Raw genomic sequence first — 23354 nt, 5'->3', positions numbered from 1 at the left:
GCTGGGCGCGCGCGACCTGCGCGGCAAGTACCAGCTCTCCGGCCCGTCGCTGGCCGCCGTGGGCCAGCCGCTGGGGCTGACGCTGCCGACCACCGAGGACTTCACGATGCACGGCGACCTGGCGCGCGAGGGCCCGCGTTTCCGCACCCACGTGGCCGCGGCCCGCGTGGGCCGCAGCCAGATGTCCGGCGACTTCCTGTTCGATACCAGCGGCAAGCGCAACCTGCTGACCGGCGCGCTGAATGCCGGCGTGCTGTGGCCCTCGGACCTGGCCCCCGCAGTCGGCGCGCCGAACGACGCCACCACCGAGCGCCGCCAGCCCGACGACAAGGTGCTGCCGCAGCGCGAGTTCGACCTGCCTTCGCTGAAGGCAATGGACGCCTCGGTGGACCTGCGCATCCTGCGCATGCCGCTGAACAAGGACGGCAGCACCAGCATCACGCCGCTGAACGCCAAGCTGACGCTGGACAACGGCAACCTGCAGCTGGACATCGCCAAGGCCCAGCTCGGCGACGGCCAGATCCGCGGCCGCATTGGCCTGGCGGTGACCGACAAGCCCGGCAGTGCGCCGCGCAAGGCCACGGCGTCCGAAGCCGCCGCCGATGCCAGCGCGGTGATGGGCGAGGCCGCGCAGGTGCTGGCCGCCGCGCCGCTGCGCGCGCCCACCGCGTCCGACCCGCTGGGCATGCAGACCGCGCGGCCCGAAGCCGTCAGCGACGCGCACTGGTCCACCGACCTGCGCTGGACCGGCATCGCCATCGAGCGGGTCATCCCGACGCCCAGCGCCAGCACCACCACCAAGCCTGGCGAAGACCCCAGCACCAAGGACAAGGTGTTGCGCGCCATCCAGGGCGGTGAACCGGTCAAGGCCGGCACCAAGGGGCCGGCCGCGCCGTACGCCAGCGGCCGCCTGGCCGGCCGCATCAAGCTGGACGGGACCGGCCGCTCGACCGCGCAGATCCTCGGCACCGCCACCGGGCAGGCCCAGGTGCTGTGGACCCGCGGCACCGTCTCGCACCTGTTGATCGAGGCCGCGGGCCTGGATGTGGCGCAGGCGCTGGGCCGGTTGATCTCCGGCGACGAGCCGCTGCAGGTGCGCTGCGGCGCCGGCGCGCTGGCCTTCGACAACGGCCTGGTCAAGCCGATGCCGCTGGTGATCGACACGCACGACTCGACGCTGTGGGTGGACGGCGAGATGTCGCTGAAGACCGAACAGCTGGGCCTGCGCGCGCTGGTTTCGCCCAAGGACGGCACGCCCATCAGCCTGCGCAGCCCCGTGCGCGTGACCGGCACGCTGGCCGCGCCCGGCTTCTCGATCGAGAAGGGCCCGCTGCTCGAAAAAATCGTGCCCAGCGTGCTGCTGGCCTTCGTGAACCCGCTGGCCGCGATCATCCCGCTGATCGACACCGGCGACGAGAAGGCCGCGCAGGAAGCCGACCAGGCCTGCCGCAACGTGGCCGAGCGCATCACCGGCAGGCGCTGAACGCCCCGCTCACTCGGCGGGGCAGAGCGGCCCCGTGACCCCTGGCTTGACGCGGGTTTGCCGGATAAATATGATGCCCGTCATATTCTTTCGGATCCGCCCGCAGCCCCATGTCCCGCACCCCGCAAAGCCGCAAGGCCGACACCCACGAGCGCATCGTCGAGGCCGCGTCGCGGGCGATCCGCCTGCGCGGGTATGCCGGCGTGGGGGTGGCCGACGTGATGAAGGACGCCGGCTTGACGCATGGCGGCTTCTACGCCCACTTCGATTCGCGCGACGCCTTGCTGGTGGCGGCGCTGGAACGCGCCGGGCGCGACAGCGGGGAGCGCCTGGGCAGGGCCGCCGAGCGCCATGCCGCCAAAGGCCACAGCGCCTTTCGCTCGCTGGTCGAGAGTTACCTGGCAGGCGAGTTGCTGAAATCCATGGACGCCGGCTGCCCGGTGGCGGCGCTGGGCTGCGACATGCCGCGCCAGTCCGACACCGTGCGCGAGGCTTCGGCGCTGCGCGTGCAGCGGCTGATCGCCGGCGTGCGCAACACCTTGCCGGCCGCCTCGCAGGACCACGCCAGCGTCATCGCCGCCACGCTGGTCGGCACGCTGCAACTGGCCCGTGCCCTGGGCGACAACGCGCAGGGCCGCAGCGTGCTGGCCACCGCGCGCCAGGCCTTGATCGAACAGCACGACCGTCCGCCCGCGGCGGGCTGAAGCCCGCACGCCCTACCGCCCCCAACCCGAGACGCCTTTTGGCATCCGTCCTGCCCGCTTTCCGTTCGCCCAGGAATATGACGGAAATCATATTCAACCTTCCACCGCGTCACCCCAAGAGGCCTGCACCATGAAGATCGACAACACCATCGCCCTCGTCACCGGCGCCAACCGCGGCATCGGCCTGGCTTTCACCCGGGCCTTGCTGGCCCGCGGCGCGCGCAAGGTCTACGCCGCCGCGCGGGACCCGGCCAGCGTGCCGGCGCTGCCGGGCGTCGTGCCGCTGCAGCTGGACGTCACCCAGCCCGACCAGGTCGCCGCCGCGGTGGCCCTCGCGGGGGATGTGAACCTGCTCATCAACAACGCCGGCGTCGGCCAGTTCGGCGGCTTCCTGGCGGCGGACAGCGAAGAGGTCACGCGCCAGATGCTGGAGGTCAACTTCTTCGGCGTGCTGCGCATGAGCAAGGCCTTCGCGCCGGTGCTGGCCGCGAACGGAGGCGGCGCCCTGCTGAACGTGCTGTCCATCGTCGCTTGGATCAACGGCGGCGAGCTGGCCGGTTATGCCGCGAGCAAGTCGGCCGCCTGGTCGCTGACCAACGCGCTGCGCCACGAACTGGCCGCGCAGCGCACCCAGGTGCTGGGCCTGCACATGGCCTTTGTCGACACCGACCTGGTGCGCGCGGTGGACGGGCCCAAGACCAGCCCCGAGCTGATCGTCGCCCGCGCACTCGACGGCCTGGAAGCCGGCCTCGATGAAGTGCTGGCCGACGAGCGCACGCAGCTCACCAAGCTGGGCCTCGTCGCCGCCCGGCCGAGCTACCTGCCGCAAGCCGCCTGAGCCTGACCCCACGCACCCGGAGCCCGCCATGACCGTTGCCACCGCCGCTGCGCCCTTGCCCGCCGTCCGCCCCGCGTCCCCGTGGCCGGTGTTCTGGGTGGCCAGCGTCGCGGCCTTCCTGGTCTCGCTGGACAGCACGCTGCTGTACGCCGCGTTTGGCGCGCTGCGCAGCGGTTTCCCGGGCGCCACGGCCGCCGAGATGTCGTGGGTGCTGAATGCCTACACCGTGGTCTACGCCGCGATGCTGATCCCCGCCGGCGGGCTGGCCGACACGCATGGCCGCAAGCGCGTGTTCCTGTTTGGCGTGACGCTGTTCATCGCCGCGTCGGCCGCCTGCGGCCTGGCCGGCAGCGTGGGCTGGCTGATCGCCGCGCGGGTGCTGCAGGCGGTGGGCGCCGCGCTGCTCACGCCGGCTTCGCTGTCCATCGTGCTGGCCGCCTTCCCGCAGGAGCGGCGGGCGCTGACGGTGAGCCTGTGGGGCGCGGTGGGCGGCTTCGCGGCGGCCGTCGGGCCCAGCCTGGGGTCGCTGGTGGTGCAGAGCGTGGGCTGGCCGTGGGCGTTTTTCATCAACCTGCCGATTGGCGCGATCTCGCTGTGGCGCGGCGCCGCGCTGCTGGCTGAAACGCCGCGCGCTGCGACACGCCGCAAGATTGACGCGGTCGGCATGGCGCTGCTGGTGACCGCGGTTGGCGCGCTGGCGCTGGCCATCGTCGAGGCGGACGCGCCGAGCTGGTCGCGCAGCCAGCTGACCGCGCTGGCCGCCACCGGCGTGATCGCGCTGGTGGCGTTTGTGACCTGGGCCCGCCACGTGCGCGAGCCGCTGGTCGACCTGGGGCTGTTCCGCCACCGCACCTACAGCCTGGTGAACCTGGCCACGCTGAGCTTCGGCATTGCCTTTGCGATGATGTTCTTCGCGTTTTTCTTCTACATGAGCGAGGTCTGGCACTACAGCCAGGCGCTCGCCGGCCTGGCCATCGTGCCGGGCCCGTTGACGGTGATGCCGGTGGCCATCCTCACCGGCCGCCTGGCCGGGCGCTACGGCCACCGGCCCTTCCTGGTCGGCGGCGCGGTGCTGTATGCGGCGGCCGGGCTGTGGTTCATGCTTGTGCCAGGGCTGGAGCCGGCATACCTGACGCACTGGCTGCCCGGCCTGTTCCTCAGCGGCGCCGGCGTGGGGCTGGTGATGCCTTCGCTGTCGGGTGCCGCGGTCAGCAAGCTGCCGGCGGCGCACTATGCGGTGGGCAGCGCGGTCAACCAGGCGGTGCGCCAGATCGGCGCGGTGATCGGCGTGGCCGTCACGGTGCTGCTGCTGGGCCACGGCGCGCTGCAGCGGCATGACTTCGACGCGGTCTACGCGCTGCACATCGGCCTGGCGCTGCTGACGGCGGTGCTGTGCCTGGGCGTGCGCACGCGGCCCGCCCGCGGCGTGGCGGTGCCCGGCAAGTAGGCGGTCCGCCAGCCGGCTCAGCTCCGGCCGGCCTGCGCCAGGCGAAAAAATGCCCGACCGGGAGAACCCGGGTCGGGCGGAAGGTCAGGGGCTCAGGAAAAAAACTCGGGCGATCGACAGGCCGGTCAAGGCCTGCCGGAAGCTCAGGGGCGGACGACGATGTCGTTGCGCACGGCCTTGACGCCGCCGGTGCCGCGCGCGATGGCGTCGGCCTGCGAGCGCTCTGCCGTGCTCTTGGCGAAGCCGGACAGCTGCACCACGCCCTTCATGGTTTCAACGCTGATGGACATCGCGCTGACGGTGGGGTCGCTGGCAAAGGCGGACTTGACGCGTGCGGTCAGCGCCGAGTCGTCGATGTAGGCACCCACCGATTCCTGCTCGCGGCCAACGGCGCAGCCGGTGGTGCTCAGGACTGCGGTGGCCGAGATGACGGCGGCGAGGATGTAGCGTGCATTCATGGGGATCTCCAGTGGGGTTGTCAGTTGTGAACGGGAAACGGAAAAAGAGGCGGGGAAGCGAAGCGCAGGGCCGAGGCCTTCAGCGCTCCAGCCAGTCGCTGAGTTCGTCGGCGTGCTTTTCCTCATCGGCAAGCACGTCTTCGAGCAGGCGCCGGGTGGTGGGGTCCTTGGGGCCGATCAGCTCGATCATCTGGCGGTAGCTTTCCACCGCCACACGCTCGGCCACCAGGTTGGCGCGGATCATCGATTGCAGGTCCTTGGACTCGTCGTAGTCGGCATGGCTGGACTGCAGCAGGTGCGCAGGATTCAGGTCCGGCTCACCCCCCAGCTCGACGATGCGGCGGGCCAGCCGGTCGGCATGGCCCAGTTCTTCGTTGGCATGCACCAGGAACTCGTCGGCGATGGCCGGCGAAGCCACGCCCACCGCGGTGTAGTGGTGGCGGCGGTAGCGCAGCACGCAGACCAGCTCGGTCGCCAGCGCATCGTTCAGCAGCTTGACCACGTCGTCGCGCCAGGGCCCGTAGGCTGGCGTGACGGCGCCGTCGGACAGGTCGCGCCTGGCAGCCTTCAGTCCCGCTTCGTCGAGTTGCAGCCGGACGTGTTCGGCAGGCTGGCCAGACTTGCCGGCCTGCTTGGCGGCGGCGGTGGGAAACGGGGTGGACATGTTGGCTCTCCTGCGGGAATGCGTGGGATGGCTGATGGGATCTGGCGGCGCGGACCGTGAACGATCAGCCGTTCTTGACGGCCAGCTGGTTGTCGACGCTGTGCACGCCGTCCACGCCCATCGCCAGGCGGGTGGCGCGTTCGCGGGCGCTGTCGGTCGGCGCGGTGCCATGCAGCGCCACGCGGCCGTTGACCGTGTCGACGTTGATGCGCAGCGCGCTCAGCTCCTTGTCCTTGGCCAGTTCGGCATTGATGGACGCGGTGATGGTCGCGTCGCCCACGGCACCCTTGGCTTCGTTGCCGGCCTTCGCCGCATCGGCCTTCAGGTCGGCACCGGCCTGCTTGGCATCGGCCTTGAACTCGGCCGTGTCCTGGCGCATCTTGGCCTGGGCTTCATCGCTCTTCTGCTCGACCTTGGCGACGGCTGCATCCAGGCGTTGGCCAGCGGTGCGGGAATCTTCGCTGCGGTCGCAGGCGCCGAGCACCGCGGCCGCCACGATGGCGGTCAGTGCAGTCATGCGGCCAAGAGGGGGAAAGTGTTCGGTGGTCATGCGGTGCTCCTGTTGAGGTGCCGATGTCCGGCGTTGATGCAACGATAGACAAACCCCGTCCTCGGCGTGGTCGGCTGTGGACCCTTCCGCGTGTCGGAGAGCGCCGACATCGTTGTCAGCGGCGGGAGCGGCAATTGCCCTCATAGCCCTCAGTGGGCCCTCTGCGACTCGGATCACCCGGCTGCGACCCGGTGAACCTGGAATTGCGCTGCTCAGGCGTGATGGCCAAAGCGCTGGACGGCCCACCAGGCGCTCAGCATGCCGGCCGAGGACACGCACATGCCCCACACGCCGTCGACCACGCTCACCTGCACGCTCCAGCCGCGCAAGGTGGCCCAGTTGGTGAGGTCGTAGGTGCCATAGGCGACCAGGCCGACCAGCGCGCCGCGCCACAGCGCAGTGAAGGCGCTGTCGACCTGCGGCCCCCAGGCTAGCGCCAGCAGCCCGGCGGGGTAACCGAAGTAGAAGAGCACGGTGGGCAGCAGGGAGGGCGTTGGCCTCATGAGCTCGCCGATCTCGCGCTGGTAGAAGCCGCGGGCGACGCCCAGCAGCCATGCCGCGTCCAGCAGGCCGATGGCCAGCAGCGCGCCCAGGTAGGCGGTGCCCCAGCCGCCAATGCCAACCGGCCTCATTGCGGACACCGCGGGGCAGCAGGTGTCCGGACAATGCGGCGGGGCAGGACGGTCATGGCGCGGCTTGGGGCGGAAAGAGACAGCGGGCCGTGGCGCGTCTGGGGAAGACGTGCCCCGGGGCTGTGATGCGCCGCAAGAAACAGGCCGGCAGAAAGCTGAGACCAGGAGGCCCGTAACAAAAAGGGTGCAGGCTTGGTGAAGGTGCCGGTAAACGATGGCTGGGTTATGGCATTTGTTCGGAGCCATTGTTTACCGGCAAGCTGGACAGACCCGCACTGGGGGCCTGCCGATTCACTTCAGCCTGCACGCTGTTTGTCAGGTGACTTCAGGTGTCTTGTTCAGGGTCAGTCAGCGCCTTGCTTGACTGCTGCGGTGCTGCTGACCATGGACGCTACTGTAGGCAGCTCGAAGCGCCTGCGGTGTAGTCACCGCCCGGGCCGGGCTGTAGGACAAAGCCCCGACGGCGATGGCGGCAGGTCGCCGCGCTGGGGCCATGGCTCAAGAATCCAGGCGGCCCTCGCGCGCGCCGGCTTCGTCGGCCAGCGTGAGGCAGTAGTCGATCAGGTCTTCGATCTCGCCGGACTTGTCGAACACCCGGCTGGCGCCGAGCTGCAGGCACTGGCGGCGCATCTCGTCGGTGGCGTAGTTGGTCAGCACGACGCAGCGCGGCACCGGCCGCCTGCGCGCGCCGTCCTGCCTTTGCACCGCATCGCCGAGCTGGCGCAGCACGTTCAGGCCCGAGCCTTGGCGCAGGAACAGGTCCAGGATGATGATGTCGCAGGGGGCGGGAAGGTCCTTCAGCCACTGCAGCGCGCTGGGCTCGTCTTCGGCGTGGCCCACGACCTTCAACGGCACCATCTCCTCGAGGGCAGCCGCAAGGTTCCTGCGGATCACGGGACTGTCTTCGACGATAAAGGTCTTGAGTACCGGCATGTCTTGCACCTGAACGGGCAGCGCGCGGTTTTGCTGCGTTGCGAAATTCCAGTGTAGGCAACACCGACGCCGCTGCCTGTAGGACTGCCGGCTGAATGGGCGCCCGCGAACACGCCTTTGGCGCGGTTCGCCAGTCTGCCGAAGTCAGAGCCAGCGTTCGAACAGGCGGCCGGTCCATTCCTTGAGCCTTGAGCCAAGGCCACGCTCGGCCCAGGCCGCGGGCGTGATGGCGGCAGAGGCCTGCAGGTCGCGCTGGAACTGGGCTTCCAGCACCTGCGCGAAGTCGTCGCCAACGACGACCAGGTTGATCTCGGCGTTGTCGGCAAAGCTGCGCCAGTCCAGGTTGCTGGAGCCGACGGTGGACCACACGCCATCGACCACCGCGGTCTTGGCGTGCAGCATCGCGTCCTGCAGTTCGTGCACCTGCACGCCGGCTTCCAGCAGCTGCTGGTAGTAGCCGCGGCCGGCGGCCAGCATCAGGCCGAAGTCGCTTTTCGACGGCAGCACCAGCACGACCTGCACGCCACGCCGCGAGGCGTCGCACAAGGCCTTGAGCATGTCCTCACCCGGCGCGAAGTAGGCCATGGTGAGGTGCACGCTCTGCTGGGCAGCGTCGATGGCGCGCAGCACCGCCCGGTAGATCGGGTTGCCCTTCTGGCCTGGCTGGCTGAGCAGCAGCTGCAGCACGCGCTCACCCTGCACCGGCGTGGGCGTGGTGGGCGGCGGCGGCAGCTTGCCCTCGCAGCCCTGGCCGTTCCACTGGTGCTCGAAGGATTCGGCCAGCGCCGGCACGATGGGGCCCTGGACCTCGATCTGGGTGTCGCGCCAGCCGTTTTTCAGCGGGTCGACCTGCGGCGCGCGGCGGTGCAGGCCGAAGGAGCCGGAGGCATAGACCTGGCTGATGTTGATGCCGCCGGTGTAGCCGATGCGGTCGTCGACCACCAGCAGTTTGCGGTGGTCGCGCTGGGTGATGTTCCAGAAGCCGGCGCGCTCGAACGGGCTGACCGGGTTGTAGCCGCAGACGGCCACGCCGCCAGCGCGCAGCTCCTCGAAGAAGGTCTTTTCCGAGCCCAGCGAGCCGACGCTGTCATAGATCACCGCGATCTGCACGCCTTGCGCGGCCTTGCTGCGCAACAGGTCGGCCATCTGGCGGGCCAGGCCCTCGTCTTCGAAGATGTAGCTTTCCAGCAGCACGCGCCGGGTTGCACCGGCAATGGCCGCGCGCATCGCGCCCAGGGCTTGGGGCCCGTCGATCAGCAGCCTGGCGGTGTTGCCGCGGTACAGCGGCACGTCGGGCATGCCGTCGGCCATCACCTGCAGGTGATGCAGCGCCAGCTTGGCGTGGCCCTCGGCGGCCACGCCGGCGACGATGTTGCGGGTGGCGGCGTCAGACACCTCGCCCTTCGAGTCGGCCACCTTCAGGTCGCGGCCCAGCGCGCCCACGCTGGCCGCCACCGGCATGACAACGGCCTCGCGCGGCGGCAGCGTGGTGCTGCAGGACACATTGCTCAAACAGACCCAGCTCAGCGCGAGCGCGCACAGCGCACCGGGCCGGCTTATCGCAGGCGAAGCCATAGAGGTACAACTTTGGAAGACGCGCGCAGCGCAGGCTGCGGCGCAGGCGCCGGGGCGTCCGGCGTCAGAACTTGCGGACTTAGAACTTGGACTGCCAGCTCAGCGACAGGCCGCCGCGGCGCGGCTTGAGCGCCATTTCGTTGGTGCCGCCGAGCTGCATGCGGAAGGTGCCCAGCTCTTTCCAGGCGTCGGCATCGGAGCGGGGCTTGAAGCCGCGGTCGAAACGCTCGACGCGCGCGGTGAAGGCCAGCTCCACATGCGGCGAGGCGGGCGGCGGGCCGCCCACCATCTGCGGTGCCGGCAGGCTGGGCGCCAGGCCCACGCGCCAGATGGAGCGGGTCGGTGCGTCGGTGTCCCGCCACAGTGACGCAGCAGAGCGTTGCGAGGTGTTCAGCGAACGGCCCCCGCCCAGGCTGGGGGCGCGGTAGCGCGCGGCCATCTCTGCCGCGGCGGACGACGAGTAACCGTCGTAAGCGGGCAGCGGCGTGGATTGGCCGGTGATGGGTGTGGCGGTGGACACCTCGCCGGAGGCCTTGGCGCTCGCCGGCACGCTGGCCGGCAGTTGCGTCACCGCGGCCACCGGCTCTGCATCGCCTGCCGGTCCGTCCTGCGCAAGCGCCGGTGCGGCGCTGCACAGCGCAATCACCGCGGCCAAGCCGCAGCCACACACGCCGGGCAGGTTGCCGGCTGACACGCTGACGCTGATCATGAGGTGCTCCCAGGAGTCGGATCTAGAGGGGTTTCGGAGGCGGATGGAAATTCAGTGGCATCGGATGAGGCAGGACTCGGGCTGACGGCCTGGGACGCACTGGCGACCGCGCCCATCAATACATCTCGAACGGTGCGCTGGGCCAGCATCTGGCCTTCGGCCAGCAGCGTGGGCCAGAGCAGGAAGCGCCAGACGCGGGGCAGCGCCAGGTAGATGAAGCTGCCGGTGGCCGCGGAGGCCAGCAGCAGGGCTTTCGGGTGGCGCAGGGCCAGCGGCTTGAGCTGGCCTTGCAGCAGTTGCTCGGCCTCCAGCAGGCCGCTCAGCTTGCTCAGGCCCAGCATCGGCGCCAGGAAGCTGAAGCGGCCCAGCCAGCGGCCCCAGGACGGGCCGCGGCGACGCGCATTGGCTTGCGACGGGCTTTGCTCGGCCGCCAGGCCTGCGAGGATCTGGCCGCGGTGCATCACCAGCCGGGATGCCGCGAGGCTGACCGCAGCTGCGCTTCCCTTGGGGGCGCTCTCGGCCGCCAAGGCCATCGCCGCATCGGCATCCGGTGGCAGCGTGCTCATGATGGATCGGCCTCCCGGGCCGCGGCAGGAGAAGCAGAAGGGGAAGGGGCAGCGCCTGCCGGTTCACCGACCGGCTCAGGCGACTGGGTGACCGCGCTGTTGACCATGGCCTGGGCCGCGGTTGGCCCGGTGGCCGGCAGCAGCAGCGCGGCGTCTTGCGCCAGCTGCGCACGCAGCGTGGCAAAAGGGATGGGTTGGATGGTGCCGGCGGCGATGAAGGCGGCCAGCACACCCAGCGCAAGCGGCACCAGCGGCACCGCCCAGAACAACCAGTTGGCCTGCCAGCCGGCTTGCGCGCCGGGGCCTTGGGCCACCAGCAGCGCCACGCCACCCAGCATCAGGCCAACGCCCAGCAGCACCGCCGCCGCCACCGCCGCCACCGCCCGGCGCTGCCAGTATTGGCCGGCATAGGCCAGCTCCGCCTCGGTCAGCGCCGCATAGCGCCGCGCATGCTCGATCGCCAGCGACGGGTCGGAGACCAGTCGGGAGACAAGAGGCGGCAACATGGGGATCTCCGGAGGGCGGCAGGCAGTGGGGCGAAACGGGGCGGGGCAGGCCGATCAGCGGTCGCGCTGCTTGGCCAGCAGGACGATCAGGCCGGTCAGCGCGGCGCCAACAGCGGCAGCCACCAGCATCGACTTGACCGGCTCGTCGCGCACATAGCGCTGGGTGCGGTCGTTCAGCGCAGCGGCTTCGTCCTTCACATGCACGGCGGCGCTCTTGGCCATCTGCGCATTGCGGGTCCACCAGCTTTCGGCCATTTCGCCGAAGCGGGCGGCTTCCTTGGCCACGGCTTCAGCCACCGGCTGCACAACAGAGGCGGCCTTGTCGGCCGCTGCGTTGGCGGCGCCGGAAATGGTGGAGGAAGTGGGGGTGGTGTTGGGAGTGGTGCTCATGGGGATCTCCTAGGGTGGATTGAAACAGCGGGGGAACAGGGTCAGAAAGCGGAAAAGGGTGGCGGCAGACGCCCAGAAAAAAGCCATGGCATGCACATAGCACGCCAGGCATTCAGGCGACTGCCGTCATCCACGTCCGCGCAGCAGGTTCACAACCAGGCCAACAACGGCCAGCGCCAGGAACACGAAGAACAGGATCTTGGCGATGCCTGCTGCCCCGGCGGCAATGCCGCCGAAGCCGAAAAGCGCTGCGATCAGCGCAATGACGAAAAAGACGACGGCGTAGTGCAGCATGAGTTTCTCCTGTGAGGCCGTTGCCAGCCGCGGTGAAATGAAGCGATGACGAAGGTTAAAAGCCCCCCCGGCTGCAGGGCGTGGGCTGTTGGCGCGAGCCGCCGTCGGTGGGCATTGCATGGTCCTGTAGGACCAAGACCACAACAAGCCCCTCGCGGCGCATCGCCAGAGCCCGATGCCGCATTGCAGCGCTTGCCCGGGCAGTTGTCCAGGGCCTGATGGGTGTGGCCGTGATGCGGGTCAATGCTGCCGGCCGTGGCGGCGCCCGGCGCATGGCGGCTTCAGGCGGAATGTTCCTCGGCCCATGGCGTGCCGCTCCCGCGGTGCCCCCGGCCCGTGGCTCAGTACTGGTCGGTGAGGTCGGCACCGAAGCGGTTCGGGCCGACAGTGCCGGCGGGTGGCTGGAAAGGGTCGGCGGGCTCGGTCATGGTGGTTCTCCCTCAGTGATCGGCTTGGCTTGCACGGACGTTTGCCGCGCGGGGAGCATCTGCGCAAGCCGTGCGTGCGCGCGCCCCAAGCTCGGGTGTTGCCCAGCGGCAGGGCCGGGCTTCAGGCGGGCGAGCGGGTGCCGGTCCGCGCGGCCTGGCTTTGCTGCGCCCGCTCCCGCAACAGCGCCCGCTCGCGCTCGTTCTGCGTCAGCGCGGCCGCCCCGGTGAAGGCCTGTTCGGCTTCGGCGTGGCGGCCGAGCTTGGCCAGCAGGTCGCCGCGCACGCTGGCCAGCCAGTGGTAGCGGGCGAGGGACGGTTCCTGGGCCAGCGTGTCGGCCAGCGCCAGGCCGGCCGCGGGGCCGAAAGCCATGCCGACGGCGACGGCGCGGTTGAGCTCGACAACCGGGGACGGGGCGAGCTGGGCCAGCGCGTCGTAGAGGGCGGCGATCTGCGGCCAGTCGGTGGCGTCTGCGGTCAATGCGCGGGCATGGCAGGCGGCGATGGCAGCTTGCAGCGCGTAGGGACCCAGGCCTTGTCCGCCAACGCTCAAGGCTTCCGCGCGTTCGAGGGCGGCAAGGCCGCGGCGGATCAGCAAATGGTCCCAACGGCCACGGTCCTGCGCCAGCAAGAGCACCGGGCGGCCTTGCGCGTCGGTGCGGGCTGGCGTGCGCGAGGCCTGCAGCTCCATCAGCGCCAGCAGGCCCTGCACCTCGGGCTCATCGGGCGCCAGGTTGGCCAGCATGCGGCCCAGCCGCAGCGCTTCATCGCACAGTGCGGGGCGCATCCAGTCGCCGCCGCTGGTGGCCGTGTAGCCTTCGTTGAAGATCAGGTAGACGACGGCCAGCACGGTGGCCAGGCGTTCGACCAGCGCTTCGGGGCGCGGCAGCTCGAAGGGCACGCGCGCGGCGCTGAGCGTGCGCTTGGCGCGCACGATGCGCTGGGCCACGGTGGGCTCGCTCTGCAGGAAGGCGCGGGCGATCTCCGGCGTACTGAGGCCGCCAAGCAGGCGCAGCGTGAGCGCCACGCGGGCCTCTGGCGGCAGCACCGGGTGGCAGGCGGTGAAGATCAGGCGCAGCAGGTCGTCGCCAATCACGTCCTGGCGCGCGGCGTCCAGCGCGTCGGTGAAGTCGGGCACGACGCCGGTGCCCAGCGCCTCCTGCTCCTCGCCGATCACTTCGTGGTGGCGCTGCTGCATCGCGTGCTGGCGGATGGCGTCCAGCGCGCGGCGTTTGGCCACGGTCATCAGCCAGGCGCCGGGATTGTCGGGAATGCCTTCCCTGGGCCAGTGCTCCAGCGCGCTGACCAGCGCGTCCTGCGCCAGTTCCTCGGCGCGGCCCACGTCGCGCAGCATGCGCGCGACGCTGGCGACGATGCGCGCCGACTCGATGCGCCAGACGGCGGCGATGGTGCGCTGGGTGCGGTCGATCGCGTCATCTTGCGCAGCCGACGCCTTCTTCACGTCAGGCGTCCTTTGTGGGATTGCCGGCGGCCGAGGCATCCATGTAGGCGAGTTCCCAGACGTGGCCGTCCAGGTCCTCGAAGCCGTGGCCGTACATGAAGCCGTGGTCGACGGGCGGGCGCGGGGCGCTGCCACCGGCGGCCACCGCCTTGGCGACCAGCTCGTCGACCTCGGCCCGGCTCTCGCAGGACAGGCAGACCAGCACCTCGGTGACTTCGCGTGCATCGGCAATCGGCTTGCGCGCGAAGCCCTGGAAAAACGGCTCGCTCAGGATCATCGCGAACAGGTTCTCGCCCAGCACCAGGCAGGCGCCGGCGTCGTTGCTGAACTGCGGGTTGAACGAATAGCCCATGGCCTCGAAGAAGGCGCGGGCGGCGGGCAGGTTGCGGGTGGGCAGGTTGACGAAGATCTGTTTGTGCATGAGGACTCCAGAATTGATCACGGAAGAAGAGGAAGGGTCGCCGGTGCAGGGCCGGTGGACGCGGTACGCCTGGCCGCCGCCGGGCCGCCCCAAGGTGGCCAGGCACCCGCCCGGCGGGTGGTAGGCCGTACCCGGCCTGCCGGGTGCCTCATTCAGCCAAGGCCTTGAGGTTCTGCAGGCCGTCCTCGAAGTCGCGGCCGACCATGCGGTCCATCAACGTCAAGAGGTCCATCAGCTTGCTCATGTAGTTGGCCGGGCCGTGCATGGCCCAGGTGACCACGGTCTGGTTGCCCTCGGGCGTGAGCGTGAAGTCGGCCCGGTTGTGGGCCTCGAAAGGCTTGACGAATTCCAGCGCCATGTGCACCTCGCGCGGCGGCTGGACCTGCTCGATGCGCATGCTGCCCACGCCCAGCGACTCGCTATCCCAGGCATAGAAGCCGCCCGGGCCTGCGGTGACTTCACCATAGCGCTGCCTGGATGCCGGGTCCTTGCGCAGGTAGGGGTTCCAGCGGTTGAACTGGTGCATGTCACTGATGAAGGGGTACAGCTTTTCGGGTGGTGCGGCGATGGTGATGCGGCGCTCGACGCGGAAGGTGTCGGGCCGGAAGGTGGCGGCGATCAGCAACAGCGCAATCACGGCCAGCAACGCAAGGCCGGCGTAACTCAGGGCTTTCAACATGGGCAGGTTCCTGGAGTTGGGTTGATGCTCAATCGGCCGCGGCGCGCGGGAAGTCGTCCAGCTCGTGCGGCTCGTACAAAAGGCGCACCTCGATCTCGGCCGGCCGGCCCGCGCCCATCGGCGCCGGGAAGCGGCGGGCCCACTCCATCGCCTCCTCGCGCGAACGGACCTGGATCAGCGTGTAGCCGGCGATCAACTCCTTGGTCTCGGCAAACGGCCCGTCGCTCACCTGGCGCGTGGGCTTGCCGGAAGCGTCGCTGCCGTAGCGGATGCGCCAGCCTTCGCGGCTGGGCTTCAGGCCGTTGGCGTCCAGCAGCACGCCGGCCTGGCTCAGCTGCTGGTGGTAGGTACTCATCTCGGCCATCAGGGCCGTGTCGCCCAGCAGCGCCTCGGCTTCGGTCTCGGCGGTGGCCTTGACGATGATCATGAATCGCATCGGGCTCTCCTTGTGTCTGCGCTCATGTCTGGACGACGAAGCAGACTGGGCCGGATCGACAGTGGCCGAGGGTTAGTACCTAAAATTCAGGTCAGCCTGGCACGTCGTGGAAGCACGGGCCGAGGTTGCGCACCTCGATCGTCGCCCACTCGGCCGCCGGGCAGGCCGCGGCGATCGCAAGCGCTTCCTCGCGCGTCGGCACATCCACCAGGAAATAGCCGCCAACCATTTCCTTGACCTCGGCGAACGGCCCGTCGACCCAGCGCGGCTGGCCGTCACGCACCTGGACCTTCGTCGCCTGCTCCAGCCCGGCCAGCGCCTGGGCGGCCTGCAGCACGCCGCGCGCCTGCAGCGTGGCGGCAAAGTCCAGCATCCGGGCGTAGACCTTTTCGCCCTCGGCGCGGCCACGCGCCTCGCGCTGGCCGATGGGTTCGTTGATCAGCAGCATGTAAGGCATCGGGCAAGTCCTGTGGGGCCAGAGATGGCAATGTGCGGATCTTAGCCAGCCGCGCCGTTATGCTGCAGCCCCATGTACGAGTCGTATTTCGGCCTGGCCCGCGAGCCGTTTTCGGTGGCGCCGGACCCGCGTTTCCTCTACCTCAGCGACAAGCACCGCGAAGCGCTCGGCTACCTGATGTACGGGCTGCGGCGGGCCGGTGGCTTCGTGTTGCTGACCGGCGAGATCGGCGCCGGCAAGACCACCGTCTGGCGCGCTTTCCTGGAGCAACTGCCCGGGCATGTGGACGTGGCCTACGTGGCCAATCCCAAGCTGGGCGTGACGGCGCTGCTGCGGCGGCTGTGCGAGGAGCTGCGCATCGAGCTGGCCGAGGACCAGGCCGACCTGATCGACGCGCTGCACGGTCATTTGCTGCTGGCGCATGCCAGCGGCCGGCGCACGCTGATCGCGGTGGACGAGGCGCAGGCACTGTCCTTCGACGTGCTGGAGCAGCTGCGCCTGCTGACCAACCTGGTGACCAACGAGAGCAAGCTGGTGCAGGTGCTGCTGATCGGCCAGCCCGAGCTGCGCAACATGCTGGCGATGACCGAGATGGAGTCGGTCTCGCAGCGGGTCGTGGCGCGTTTCCACCTGCCGGCGCTGTCACTGGACGAAGTGCGGCGCTACCTGGCGCACCGGCTGGAAGTGGCCGGCTACCAGGGACCTGGCCTGTTCGAAGACGACGCGATCCGACGGCTGCACCGCCTGTGCCGCGGCACGCCGCGGCGCATCAACGTGCTGTGCGACCGGGCGCTGCTGCTGGCCTTCCAGGCCGGCGAAAAGCGCGTGGACCGCGCGCTGGTGGACCGGGCCGCGGCCGACGTGTTTGGCCAGAACCTGCAGGGCACCGTGCCGCTGTCGCGCCTGAACTGGCCGGCCTGGCTGGCTGGCGGTGCGGCGGCCGGCGCGGTGCTGGCCGGTTCGCTGTGGGTGGTGCCACGGCTGCCGGGCAGCCAGCCAAAGGCGGCGCCGGTGGTGGCGCTGGCCGCCAGTGCGCCTGCGGCGTCGGCTGCGAGCGCCCTGCCGCCCACCGTCGCGCCGACGATCTCGCCGCGCGCCTCGGCGGTGCTGGACATGGGCGCTACCGCGTTGGCCGCGCTGAATGCAGCCAGTGCGCCTGCGCCCGTCACGCCAACCACGCCAACCACGCCCGTCACCCCCACCGCATTCGCCATGACCGACGACGCCGACGCGCTGGAGCGCCTGCTGGCGGCCGGCGATGCCAGCGACGACCTGGCCTTGCGCCAGCTGGCCAGCTGGTGGGGTGTGACGCTGGCAGGCGGCGAGGCCTGCAGCGCGGCGCGCGCGCGTGGCCTCGTCTGCTACAACGCGCGCCGCGGCCTGGCGCCGATCCGCCAGCTGGCCCGGCCCGGCTTGCTGACCCTTACCGACGAGCGCGGCCGCAACGCCCACGTGCTGCTCAGCGCGCTGGACGACGACGCCGCCACGCTGCAAGCCACCGCACCCGGCGCCAGGCCGCTGCGCGTGCCGCTGGCCCGGCTGGCCTGGCTGTGGCGCGGCGACTTCGCGACCTTCTGGCGCGCGCCGCCCGGCTACGACGGCCAGCCCATGGGCACCGAAGGCCCGCAGGCTGACTGGCTGGCCCAGCAGCTGGCCCAGGTGGACGGCGGCCCGCCGCATTTCAGCGATGGCGAGATGCTGCGCAACCGGGTGTCGGCCTTCCAGAAGGTGCAAGGCATCAAGCCGGACGGCCAGGTCGGCCCGATGACGCTGATGCTGCTCAACCGCGCCAGCGGCATTGCCGAGCCACGCTTGCCGTTCCGCCCGCCGGCCGCAGGCGCCACACCGGCCGCACCCGCCATTCCGCCGGTGGCAGCACCCACATCCGCTTCCGCTTCCGCCAGCGTCGCCGCGCGCTGAGCCCCTACCTTCGGTTTTCCCCGCATGCAAGTCACCGAGCCGATCGAGATCCTGCGCACCCGCCGCCTGCGGCTGCGCCAATTCACCCGCGCAGATGCCGGCCTGGTGCTGGCCCTGCTGAACAGCCCCGGCTGGCTGCGCTACATCGGCGACCGCGGCGTGCGCGACGAAGCGCAGGCGCGCGACTGGATGGCTTGCCGGCTGCTGAACCACTACGCCGAAACCGGCCACGGCTTCTGGGCTGTGGAGCGGCTGGACGATGGCGCGCCGGTCGGCCTGTGCGGTCTGATCCACCGCGAGGGCCTGCCCGAGCCGGACCTGGGCTACGCGCTGCTGCCGGAACAGGAAGGCCAGGGCTTTGCGCGCGAAGCTGCGGCGGCCTGCCTGGTGCACGGCCACCAGCTACTGAAGATGCCGCGCATCCTGGCCATCACCTCGCCAGAGAACCTGGCCTCGGCGCGGGTACTGGTGGACATCGGCATGCGCGAGGTGGGCAATGTGCGGCTGCCCACCGATCCGCCGGACGCGCCGCCGCTGCGCATGTTCGAGTCGCTGGGTTGAACCCTACTTCTTCGCGCGCAGCTTGCCCAGCTCGGCCTGGGTCTGCTGCCAGAGTTCCATGCCCACGGTCGTCGCGATGCCGGCGTTCACGCGTGTGAGCTTGTCGCGCATGCGGGCGGCCTCGGCCGCACTCAGCTCGTTGATCACCATGCCCTTGGCTTTCAGGTCACTCAATGCACGACCGGCCTCGGCACGGGTGTCCTGGCGCTCGAAGTCGCGGCTGGCAACGGCAGCGTCGCGCAGGATCTTCTGCTCGGCCGGCGACAGCGTGTCCCACCACTTGCGGCTGACGGTGACGATCCACGGGCTGTAGACGTGGTTGGTGATGCTGAGGTACTTCTGCACCTCGAAGAACTTGCTCGACAGGATGGTGTTGAACGGATTCTCCTGCCCGTCCACCGCGCCGGTTTCGAGCGCGCCGAACAGCTCGGAAAACGGCAGCGGCACCGCGTTGGCGCCCAGCAGCTTGAAGCTGTCGAGGTAGACGTTGTTCTGCATCACCCGCAGCTTGATGCCGCCCAGGTCTTCGAGCTTCTGCACCGGGCGCTTGCTGTTGGTCAGGTTGCGGAAGCCGTTTTCCCAGTAGGCCAGGCCCACCAGCCCCTTGTCGGCCAGCTTGTCCATCACCTGCTTGCCGACCGGGCCGTCCAGCACCGCATCGGCTTCCTTTGCGTCGTTGAACAGGAAAGGCGTGTCCCACAGCGCCATCTCCTTGGCGGTGCCCACCAGCGTGGCGGTGGAGCCGACCATCATCTCCTGCGCACCGCCGATCAGCGCCTGCTGCATCTGCGTGTCCGGCCCCAGCGCGGCAGCGCCGATGGCCCGCACCTTCAGCTTGCCGCCCGAGGCCTTGTCGACCTGCTCGGCGAAGAACTTCGCCGCCCGGCCCTGGTTGCTCTGCTCGTTGAGCCCGTAGCCAAAACGGATCAGCCTCGGCTTGATGTCCTGCGCCATCGCGGCGAACGAACCCAGGCCCAGGCAGGCGGCGATGCCGGCGGCGAGCACCGAGCGGCGAACAGAACAGCGAACTGCGTGCATGCGAATCTCTCCAGAAAGGGTTCAGCGCAGCCAGTGCATCGGCGCGATGACCAGCTGCGGGAAGGCCACGAACAGCGTCAGGATGAACAAGTAGGTGACGAGGAAGGGGTTCACGCCCTTGATGACCTGGTGCAGCGACAGCCGGCCGACGCCGGCCACCACGTTCAGCACCGTGCCGACCGGCGGCGTGATCAGGCCGATGGCGCCGTTGAGCACGAACATCAGGCCGAAATACACCGGGTCGATGCCGGCCTTGGTGGCGATGGGCAGCATCACCGGCGCGAAGATCAGGATGGTGGGCGTCAGGTCCAGCGCGGTGCCGATGACCACCAGCGTGACCATCATCACCGCCATCAAGAGGCGCGGGCTGTCGATCAGCGTGCCCAGGCCGGCCGACAGCACGCTGGGCAGGTCGGCCAGCGTGATCATGTAGCTGGCAACCTGCGCGCCGGCACACAGGAACATCACGATGGCGGTGGTGCGGGCAGCACGCACCAGCACGCCATGCAGTTCGGCCAACTTCATTTCGCGGTGGACCAGGAAGGCGACCACCAGCGCGTAGAAAGCTGCGACGACGGCCGCTTCGGTCGGTGTGAAGACGCCGCTTTTCATGCCACCAATGATGATGACCGGCATCAGCATGGCCCAGAAGGCCCGTACCGTGGCCTTCAGGCGCTCGGCCATCGGCAGCGCCGGGTCGGCCGGCAGCGCCGTGCGGCGCAGCACCCATTTCCAAGCAAGAATCAGCCCGGTGCCCATCACCAGCCCGGGCGCGATGCCCGAGACGAACAGCGCCGAGATCGACGTGTTGGTCGTCACGCCGTAGATCACAAACGGCATGGACGGGGGGATGATGGGCGCGATGATGCCGCCCGAGGCGATCAGCCCGGCCGAGGTCGGCAGCGGGTAGCCGCGCTCGCGCATCATCGGCAGCAGGATGGTGGCGAGTGCGGCGGTGTCGGCCAGCGCCGAGCCGCTCATGCTGGCCATCAGCACCGCGGCGCCAATGGCGACAAAGCCCAGCCCGCCGCGGATGTGGCCGACCCAGGCCTGCGCCATGTCAATGATGCGCCGGCTGATGCCGCCGCTGTTCATCAGCTCGCCAGCGAGGATGAAAAACGGCACCGCGAGCAGCGGGAAACTGTCCACGCCGGCGACCAGGTTCTGTGCCAGCAGCTGGGTGTCCCAGAAGCCCAGCACCCAGGCCATGCCGGCGCCGGTGAGCACCAGCGCGAGCGCCATGTTCATGCCCACGCCCATCAGCAGCAGCATGCCGCCGCAGAAAACGGCCAGGGCCTGGGCTTCAGGTGTCATCGCGTTCATTCCACTTCCGCGCCGTGGCTCAGGTGCAGCGGCGCATTGCGCAGCAGCTCGGCCAGCGCCATCACGCCAATCGCCAGCGCGCACAGCAGGGCGGGCAAAGGCAGCAAGGCATTCGGGTACCCCAATACGACCGATCGGCTGGCCCAGCCGACGCTGACCTGCTGCCAGGCGCCCCAGGCCAGCAGCGCGCAGGCAAAGACGACCAGCAGCCGAATCAGCGCCGCCATCAACGCCAGCGCGCGTGGCCGCTGTTGCAGCAGGCCCAGCAGGCTGGTGAAGGCCATGTGCTCGCCGCGCGGGTAAGCGGCAGTGGCGCCAATGAAGACCAGCCAGACGAACAGCAGGCGCGACAACTCTTCGCTGGCCGCGATGCCGTTGCCAAAGCCATAGCGCAGCACGACGTTGACAAAGACCGACAGCGCCATCACGGCCAGGCAGGCGGCCATGGCGCCCTGCAGCAGGCGCTGGAACCAGGAAACAGGCGGTGGTGAAACAACAGGGCTCATGCAAGGGCTCCGGCATGCAGCCAGGCACTGGCCTGCTGCTGCAACTGGGTCAGTTCGGCGGTGGCGTCCAGCGGCAGCACCCGCGCTTCGCCCAGTGGCGGCTGCAGCGTGGCGAACTGGCTGTCGACCAGGCTGGCCGAGAAAAAATGGGCGCTGCGATTGGCGACGCGGGCCAGCGCTGCGTCGCGGCCAATCTCGAGGTAGACAAAGGCCAGGTTCGGGCAGGCCGCACGCAGCCGTTCGCGGTACGCGATTTTGAGCGCCGAACAGGTCAGCACCACGCCTTGCGGGTGCTGTTGCAAAAGCCTGGCCAGCCGGTCCAGCCAGCCCTGGCGGTCTTCGTCGGTGAGCGGGACGCCCTGCGCCATCTTGGCCCGGTTGGCCTCGCCGTGGAAATCGTCGCCTTCGATGAGCGGCAGCCCTTCGGCCTGCGCCAGCGCCGCGCCGACGCTGGACTTGCCGCAGCCGGCCACGCCCATCACGACCACGTGGGTCAGTTTGCTTGAAGAGATAGCGCTGTCCATTCGAATGTGGAAGAACTCGGCCTGGTTTGCCTGGGAAAATGGGTTCAGCTGCTCGCTGATGGACAGCGCTATCCTAAAACCACGGCACGTCGATCGCCCCCCGTGTTTTCCCGCAGCGCGGTACCGTGCGACCTGATTCTTTGCCCACAGCCTGCCCACATCGTCATGAACCTGCCTGCTGCCAAACGTCGCCGCGCCACCGGCCGTGTCACGCTGAACGACGTGGCGCTGGCCGCCAACGTCAGCCCGATCACCGTCTCGCGCGCGCTGCGCGGCGAGCGCGCGGTCGACCCGGACCTGGTGGCCCGTGTGCGCGAGGCTGCAGACAAGCTGGGCTACATGCCGGACCCGGCTGCCCGCGCGCTGGCCTCCCGCCACAGCACGCACGTGGCGGTGCTGATCCCGCTGCTGAGCAATGCCTTGTTCGTCGACCTGCTGGAAGCCGTGCAGCGCACGCTGCGCCCGGCCGGCTACCAGGTGCTGATCGGCGTGACGCACTACGACGAGGCGGAAGAGGAACAACTGTTGCGCGAGCAGTTGCTGCACCGGCCCGCCGGCGTGCTGGTGACCGGGCTGGAGCGCCGAGCCGGCACGCGGGCGCTGATTGCCAGCAGCGGCGTGCCCTGTGTGCACCTGATGGAAACCACGCAGGCACCGGGACTGCACTGCGTGGGCTTTTCACAGCATGCGGCCGGCATGGCGATGACCCGGCACTTGCTGGACCGCGGCCGGCGCCGCATTGCCTTTGCCGCGGCGCAGCTGGACGCCCGCACGCTGCAACGCCTGGCCGGCTGGCGCGACGCCTTGACCGAGGCCGGGCTTTACGAGCCGACGCTGGAATGGTTGAACCCGGCGCCTTCGTCCATCGCCTTGGGCAGCCGCATGTTCGAGCAGATCATCGGCCAACGGCCGGCGGTGGACGCGATCTTCTTCTGCAACGACGACCTGGCGCAAGGCGCCTTGCTGGCGGCCTTGCGGCTGGGTGTGAAAGTGCCTGAGCAATTGGCGGTGGCGGGGTTCAACGACCTGACCGGCAGCGACCAGATGCTGCCGCCCTTGACCAGCGTGCGCACGCCGCGCGGGGAGATTGGCGGGGCGGCGGCAACCATGCTGCTGGCCTTGATGCGCGGCCAGCCGGTGGCACAGCCTGCCATCGACCTCGGTTTCACGCTGGTGCCCAGGGCGAGCACCTGAGCCTGAAGCGCAAGCGCTCGCCGCTCAGGTGAGCTTGCGCAGGAAGCGGTGGAAGGCGACGTCGATGAAGCGCGGCGGCTGTTCGGCCGCCAGCGCAGCCGCAATGCGGCGCTCCAGCACAGGCTGCAGGCAGGCCGGCACGTCGCCAATGTCATGCAGCATGCGCAGCAAGGTGCTGATCTGGGCCCGGCCGGGGCTGACAAAGTGCAGCGGGGTCTGGTCGCCGATCAGCGCACGGATTTCGGCAATGGGCGAACCGGCAGAGACGATGCCCCATTCGGTCGGCGCGAGTTCGTGCAGGTCGCCCACCGGATCGGCCCACAGGAAATAGGCCCACTGCGGAGAGACGGGATCGAAGGCCGGATCAAAAGCCGCACGGCGGCGGCCCGAAACCGGCGCGTGGTCGCACAACTTCATGGCCAGCGCGCGCCAGCGCACCGGCTGGGCAACGGCGAGCGCGGTGGTGGGCCAGGTCGAGTTGTCGGGCATGCTCATGGGATGTCTCCTTCCCCGGTGGTCCCTAGAAAGTTGTTCGGCACAAGAGACAGCAAGCTTGAGCCAGCACCTACCGGGAAAGTGATTTTGTTCCGCAAGCCCTAGTTTGTCAGTGGGGCTACTGTGGAGACGACATGACAAATCACGACGTTTGATCAATGAAA

General features: G+C 69.5%; 27 protein-coding genes and 1 pseudogene. 7 read left to right on the top strand and 21 right to left on the bottom strand.

Annotated features, from left to right (window positions below):
- The 4 genes and pseudogenes from ACAH41_RS13865 to ACAH41_RS13850 all read left to right on the top strand — a co-directional run.
- Positions 1–1483: pseudogene (locus ACAH41_RS13865) on the top strand (hypothetical protein); the annotation flags it as partial.
- Between the two features lie 110 nt (positions 1484–1593).
- Positions 1594–2187, top strand: a complete 594-nt coding sequence (locus ACAH41_RS13860) for a TetR/AcrR family transcriptional regulator (RefSeq protein ID WP_325652512.1) — start codon at positions 1594–1596, stop codon at positions 2185–2187.
- Positions 2188–2317: 130 nt separating this feature from the next.
- Positions 2318–3025, top strand: coding sequence for an SDR family oxidoreductase (locus tag ACAH41_RS13855; RefSeq protein WP_325652513.1), 708 nt, complete (start codon positions 2318–2320; stop codon positions 3023–3025).
- Between the two features lie 28 nt (positions 3026–3053).
- Entirely contained in the window at positions 3054–4472 is a 1419-nt protein-coding gene (locus tag ACAH41_RS13850) for a DHA2 family efflux MFS transporter permease subunit (protein ID WP_325652515.1), read from the top strand.
- Between the two features lie 143 nt (positions 4473–4615).
- Here the strand turns inward: ACAH41_RS13850 and ACAH41_RS13845 are convergent, their stop codons facing one another.
- The 16 genes from ACAH41_RS13845 to ACAH41_RS13770 form a co-directional block, all read right to left on the bottom strand.
- Positions 4616–4930, bottom strand: a complete 315-nt coding sequence (locus ACAH41_RS13845; protein ID WP_325652517.1) for a BON domain-containing protein — start codon at positions 4928–4930, stop codon at positions 4616–4618.
- Positions 4931–5009: 79 nt separating this feature from the next.
- Positions 5010–5594 (bottom strand): ferritin-like domain-containing protein, encoded by a 585-nt coding sequence (locus ACAH41_RS13840; protein WP_325652519.1) that lies wholly within the window; start codon positions 5592–5594, stop codon positions 5010–5012.
- 64 nt (positions 5595–5658) lie between these two features.
- Positions 5659–6144, bottom strand: a complete 486-nt coding sequence (locus tag ACAH41_RS13835) for a BON domain-containing protein (RefSeq protein ID WP_325652521.1) — start codon at positions 6142–6144, stop codon at positions 5659–5661.
- 212 nt (positions 6145–6356) lie between these two features.
- The gene (locus ACAH41_RS13830; protein WP_325652522.1) at positions 6357–6776 is read right to left on the bottom strand and encodes a DUF2177 family protein; all 420 of its coding nucleotides are present in this window, start codon (positions 6774–6776) and stop codon (positions 6357–6359) included.
- 498 nt (positions 6777–7274) lie between these two features.
- Complete coding sequence (locus ACAH41_RS13825; RefSeq protein ID WP_325652523.1) at positions 7275–7709, bottom strand: response regulator transcription factor; 435 nt, start codon at positions 7707–7709, stop codon at positions 7275–7277.
- Positions 7710–7853: 144 nt separating this feature from the next.
- Complete coding sequence (locus ACAH41_RS13820; protein WP_325652628.1) at positions 7854–9212, bottom strand: phospholipase D-like domain-containing protein; 1359 nt, start codon at positions 9210–9212, stop codon at positions 7854–7856.
- Positions 9213–9363: 151 nt separating this feature from the next.
- On the bottom strand, positions 9364–9993 hold the full coding sequence (locus tag ACAH41_RS13815) for a hypothetical protein (protein ID WP_325652525.1): 630 nt from the start codon (positions 9991–9993) through the stop codon (positions 9364–9366).
- Positions 9990–10559, bottom strand: coding sequence for a hypothetical protein (locus tag ACAH41_RS13810; RefSeq protein ID WP_325652527.1), 570 nt, complete (start codon positions 10557–10559; stop codon positions 9990–9992). The genes ACAH41_RS13815 and ACAH41_RS13810 overlap by 4 nt, the downstream gene beginning before the upstream one ends.
- A complete protein-coding gene (locus tag ACAH41_RS13805) occupies positions 10556–11065 on the bottom strand; it encodes a hypothetical protein (protein WP_325652529.1) in 510 nt (169 codons plus the stop codon). The genes ACAH41_RS13810 and ACAH41_RS13805 overlap by 4 nt, the downstream gene beginning before the upstream one ends.
- 54 nt (positions 11066–11119) lie before the next feature.
- Entirely contained in the window at positions 11120–11455 is a 336-nt protein-coding gene (locus tag ACAH41_RS13800; protein ID WP_325652531.1) for a hypothetical protein, read from the bottom strand.
- Between the two features lie 126 nt (positions 11456–11581).
- Positions 11582–11749: a DUF1328 domain-containing protein gene (locus tag ACAH41_RS13795; RefSeq protein ID WP_325652532.1), complete on the bottom strand. Its 168-nt coding sequence runs from the start codon at positions 11747–11749 to the stop codon at positions 11582–11584.
- A 549-nt stretch (positions 11750–12298) separates the two neighbouring features.
- Entirely contained in the window at positions 12299–13603 is a 1305-nt protein-coding gene (locus ACAH41_RS13790) for an RNA polymerase sigma factor (RefSeq protein WP_325652629.1), read from the bottom strand.
- A gap of 34 nt (positions 13604–13637) precedes the next feature.
- The gene (locus tag ACAH41_RS13785) at positions 13638–14057 is read right to left on the bottom strand and encodes a VOC family protein (protein ID WP_325652533.1); all 420 of its coding nucleotides are present in this window, start codon (positions 14055–14057) and stop codon (positions 13638–13640) included.
- 148 nt (positions 14058–14205) lie between these two features.
- Positions 14206–14736 (bottom strand): SRPBCC family protein, encoded by a 531-nt coding sequence (locus ACAH41_RS13780; RefSeq protein ID WP_325652534.1) that lies wholly within the window; start codon positions 14734–14736, stop codon positions 14206–14208.
- A gap of 28 nt (positions 14737–14764) precedes the next feature.
- The gene (locus tag ACAH41_RS13775) at positions 14765–15172 is read right to left on the bottom strand and encodes a YciI family protein (protein ID WP_325652535.1); all 408 of its coding nucleotides are present in this window, start codon (positions 15170–15172) and stop codon (positions 14765–14767) included.
- Positions 15173–15263: 91 nt separating this feature from the next.
- Complete coding sequence (locus tag ACAH41_RS13770; protein WP_325652538.1) at positions 15264–15629, bottom strand: YciI family protein; 366 nt, start codon at positions 15627–15629, stop codon at positions 15264–15266.
- A 72-nt stretch (positions 15630–15701) separates the two neighbouring features.
- Between ACAH41_RS13770 and ACAH41_RS13765 the strand changes: the two genes are divergently transcribed.
- Together ACAH41_RS13765 and ACAH41_RS13760 are read left to right on the top strand one after the other, a co-directional pair.
- Entirely contained in the window at positions 15702–17549 is a 1848-nt protein-coding gene (locus ACAH41_RS13765) for an AAA family ATPase (RefSeq protein ID WP_325652540.1), read from the top strand.
- A 24-nt stretch (positions 17550–17573) separates the two neighbouring features.
- The gene (locus ACAH41_RS13760; protein ID WP_325652541.1) at positions 17574–18110 is read left to right on the top strand and encodes a GNAT family N-acetyltransferase; all 537 of its coding nucleotides are present in this window, start codon (positions 17574–17576) and stop codon (positions 18108–18110) included.
- A gap of 3 nt (positions 18111–18113) precedes the next feature.
- On the opposite strand, the gene ACAH41_RS13755 is transcribed toward ACAH41_RS13760, so the two are convergent.
- Genes ACAH41_RS13755 through ACAH41_RS13740 form a run of 4 tightly spaced genes read right to left on the bottom strand, consistent with a single transcriptional unit; the run spans position 18114 to position 21501 of the window.
- Positions 18114–19148, bottom strand: coding sequence for a TRAP transporter substrate-binding protein (locus ACAH41_RS13755; RefSeq protein WP_325652544.1), 1035 nt, complete (start codon positions 19146–19148; stop codon positions 18114–18116).
- 21 nt (positions 19149–19169) lie between these two features.
- Entirely contained in the window at positions 19170–20462 is a 1293-nt protein-coding gene (locus ACAH41_RS13750; RefSeq protein WP_325652546.1) for a TRAP transporter large permease subunit, read from the bottom strand.
- 5 nt (positions 20463–20467) lie between these two features.
- On the bottom strand, positions 20468–20977 hold the full coding sequence (locus ACAH41_RS13745; protein ID WP_325652548.1) for a TRAP transporter small permease subunit: 510 nt from the start codon (positions 20975–20977) through the stop codon (positions 20468–20470).
- On the bottom strand, positions 20974–21501 hold the full coding sequence (locus ACAH41_RS13740) for a gluconokinase (RefSeq protein WP_325652550.1): 528 nt from the start codon (positions 21499–21501) through the stop codon (positions 20974–20976). Before ACAH41_RS13740 ends, ACAH41_RS13745 begins: the two co-directional genes overlap by 4 nt.
- A 165-nt stretch (positions 21502–21666) precedes the next feature.
- On the opposite strand from ACAH41_RS13740, the gene ACAH41_RS13735 reads away from it, so the two are divergent.
- Positions 21667–22695 (top strand): LacI family DNA-binding transcriptional regulator, encoded by a 1029-nt coding sequence (locus tag ACAH41_RS13735; RefSeq protein WP_325652552.1) that lies wholly within the window; start codon positions 21667–21669, stop codon positions 22693–22695.
- A gap of 24 nt (positions 22696–22719) precedes the next feature.
- On the opposite strand, the gene ACAH41_RS13730 is transcribed toward ACAH41_RS13735, so the two are convergent.
- Positions 22720–23190, bottom strand: a complete 471-nt coding sequence (locus tag ACAH41_RS13730; RefSeq protein ID WP_325652554.1) for a hypothetical protein — start codon at positions 23188–23190, stop codon at positions 22720–22722.
- Positions 23191–23354 lie beyond the last annotated feature (164 nt).

Origin of the sequence: Ideonella sp. (assembly GCF_041287625.1) — a bacterium.
GTDB lineage: Bacteria > Pseudomonadota > Gammaproteobacteria > Burkholderiales > Burkholderiaceae_C > Ideonella.
Note: the sequence above shows the minus strand (reverse complement) of the source record. Positions and strands in the feature narration are given on the sequence as shown.